Here is a 2,737-nt window from a genome sequence, read left to right as displayed (position 1 = left end):
GACGGTGGGCGCGCGCGGGCTGGCGGAGCTGGCGGCCCTGGCTTCGGCCCCGCCCCTGCTGTTGCTGGCGCCATCCCGCGCCGCGGCGGTGCTGCACCGCCCCATTCCCGCTGCCTCCGCCGTGGAGGAAACGCCTGTTGCCCTGACCCTGCCGCCGGCCCTGCTGGACCCGGCGCGGCTGCGCAGCCTGGCCGACCCGGTGGCCGAGCAGTTGCTGCCGGAAACGCCGGAGCTGGCCGCGCCGCCCCCACTGGCCTTCGCGGCGCTGGTGCTGGCCAAGCTGGGCCGCCTGCTGCCGGCGCTGGTGGCGGCACCGGTGCCTGAGGCCCGTGTGCCGGAAGCCGCGCCACTGGGGCTTTTCAGCCTGCCGGCGGCCGAGGTGCTGGCCTATCCCGCCACCGCCGCCACCACGCTGACCCGCGTGGCCGAGGCGCGGGTGCCGCTGGAGGATGCGCCGGAGGCCCGCATCGTCGCCTTCCGCGCCGCCGATGGCGGCATCGAGCACCTGGCGATCCTGGTGGGCGACCCGGAAGGGCTCAGCGCCGCCGGCGGCGCGCCGCTGACCCGGGTGCATTCCGAATGCTTCACCGGCGACCTGCTGGGCAGCCTGCGCTGCGACTGCGGCCCGCAGCTGCGCGGCGCCATTGCCCGCATGGCGCAGGATGGCGCCGGCGTGCTGCTCTACCTGGCCCAGGAAGGGCGCGGCATCGGGCTGGTGAACAAGCTGCGGGCCTATACGCTGCAGGACCAGGGGCTGGACACGCTGGATGCCAACCGCGCCCTGGGCTACGGCGCCGATGAGCGCGGCTTCCTGGTGGCGGCCACCATGCTGCGCCAGCTCGGCATCCCCCGTATCCGGCTGCTGACCAACAACCCGGACAAGGTGGCCGGCCTCGCCGCCTGCGGCATCGAGGTGGCGGGGCGGGAGCCGCACCGATTCGCCGCCAATGGCGTCAACGACCATTACCTCGAAACCAAGGCCGCCCGATTCGGGCATCTGCTGCGATGAGCTCGGCCATCGGCGCCAGCATCGCCGTGGTGGGGCCCGGCGGCCTGCTGCGGCTGCGCAACCGCGCCTTCCGCTGCGCCCTGGGGCGCGGCGGCATCCGCGCCGGCAAGGAGGAAGGCGACGGCGCCACCCCCACCGGGCTGCTGCCGCTGCGCCGGGTGCTCTACCGCGCCGACCGCCTGCCCGCGCCGGCCTGCGCCGTGCCCGTGGAGCCGATCGGCCCCCAGGACGGCTGGTGCGACGACCCGGCCGACCCCGCCTATAACCGCCCCGTCCGCCTGCCCTACCCGGGGCGGCACGAGGAGCTGTGGCGGGCGGACCATGTCTACGACATCGTCGGCGTCCTGGGCTGGAACGACGACCCGGTGGTGCGTGGCCGCGGCAGCGCCATCTTCCTGCATCTGGCGCGCCCGGATTATCCGCCGACCGAGGGTTGCGTCGCGCTGGACCTGCCGGACCTGCGGGCGCTGCTGGCCATGGGCCTGACGGGGATCCTGGTGGAAGCCTAGCGGGGATTGGGGCGGCAGCACCGAGCAGGGGAGTGCCCGGTGCTGCCATGGGGTACCTCCGGGGGAGGAGGTCCGAGACCGCTGCGATCGGGGGAAGATCGCGGTCTGGCCCGAGCTTACGTCACTTACCCCCCTCGACCCAGGCCCCCGGGGGTAGACATGGCTTTTACACGCCACACCGTTGCCTCAAGGCCACACAACCCGCAGGCGTGACACTTCAGCCACCCACAGCCTGGAGCAGCGCCTCCGCGCTTTGCGTCCAGGTCCGGGGCTTGAATTCCTGCCGCAGCCGGGCCTCCATCGCCGCCACCTCCGCCGGGTGGGCGATCAGCCGGCGCAGGATGGCCACGGCCTCCGGCACATCCTCCGGGTCGTGGTAAAGGCAGAAGGGCCCGCCCGCCTCCGGCACCGAGGTGGTGGAGGAACAGACGCAGATCTTGCCGAAGCTCAGGCTTTCCGTCACCGGCAGGCCCCAGCCCTCGTAATGGGAGGGGAAGAGGGTGAAGCGGCAGCCGGCATAGAGCGCCGCCAGCTCGCCATCGCTGGGGTCCTCCAGCAGCACGACCTTGCCGCCCAGCCAGCCGCAATTCTCCAGCTGCTGCATCAGGTCCGCCACCATCCAGCCGACATGGCCGGCGAAGACCAGGGTCGGCACCTGGCTCGGCGGCATCTGCTCCACCAGCCGGCGCCAGGCGCGGAAGGCCAGCAGGTGGTTCTTGCGCGCCTCGATGGTGGAGACCAGCAGCACATAGCCGGGCTCCAGCGCCTTCACGCGGGGTGAGGCCACGGGCGGGGCGGCCTCGCCGAAGCCGGTGCCGATGGGCAGCACCGCCACCGGGTGCTTCAGCGCCAGGTTGGTGGCGGCGGCATAGCGCTCCAGGTCCCGTGCCGTGGCGCGGGAGATGGCCATGAAGCGGTCCACCAGCGGCATGGTGCTGGAGAACCAGGCCCGGAAGGTGCGCACCAGCCCCGGGTCGCAGAATTCCGGCCGGGTCAGCGGGATCAGGTCATAGACCAGCATGGCGATGCCAAGGCTGGTGCGGGCGCGCATGGCCTGCAGCAGCTCGGCATAATCGGTGCGGAACCAGGGGGAGCCCAGGATCAGCAGCATGTCGCCGGGCTTGGCGGCCTCGGCCAGATCCTGGCCGGGCACGGCTTCCGGGCCGCCCGGGGTGCTGGGCGCCGGGCGCAGCAGCCGGCGCCCGGCCTGCACCAGGCC

At 73.3% G+C, this 2,737-nt stretch carries 3 protein-coding genes; 2 read left to right on the top strand and 1 reads right to left on the bottom strand.

The window, feature by feature from the left end:
- On the top strand, window positions 1–1,009 hold a 1,009-nt coding region (ribA, locus tag IBL25_RS25585; RefSeq protein WP_238940667.1), incomplete at its 5' end, for a GTP cyclohydrolase II.
- Window positions 1,006–1,518, top strand: a complete 513-nt coding sequence (locus IBL25_RS25580; RefSeq protein WP_187781263.1) for a L,D-transpeptidase family protein — start codon at window positions 1,006–1,008, stop codon at window positions 1,516–1,518. The genes ribA and IBL25_RS25580, both read left to right, overlap by 4 nt.
- 217 nt (window positions 1,519–1,735) lie before the next feature.
- Here IBL25_RS25580 and IBL25_RS25575 read toward each other — a convergent pair.
- On the bottom strand, window positions 1,736–2,737 hold a 1,002-nt coding region (locus IBL25_RS25575), incomplete at its 5' end, for a glycosyltransferase family 4 protein (protein ID WP_187781262.1).

It is taken from the genome of Pseudoroseomonas ludipueritiae (assembly GCF_014490445.1).
Classification (GTDB): Bacteria; Pseudomonadota; Alphaproteobacteria; order Acetobacterales; family Acetobacteraceae; genus Pseudoroseomonas; species Pseudoroseomonas ludipueritiae.
The sequence above is the reverse complement of the archived record's forward strand: the minus strand, read 5'-3'. Positions and strand labels throughout refer to the sequence as shown.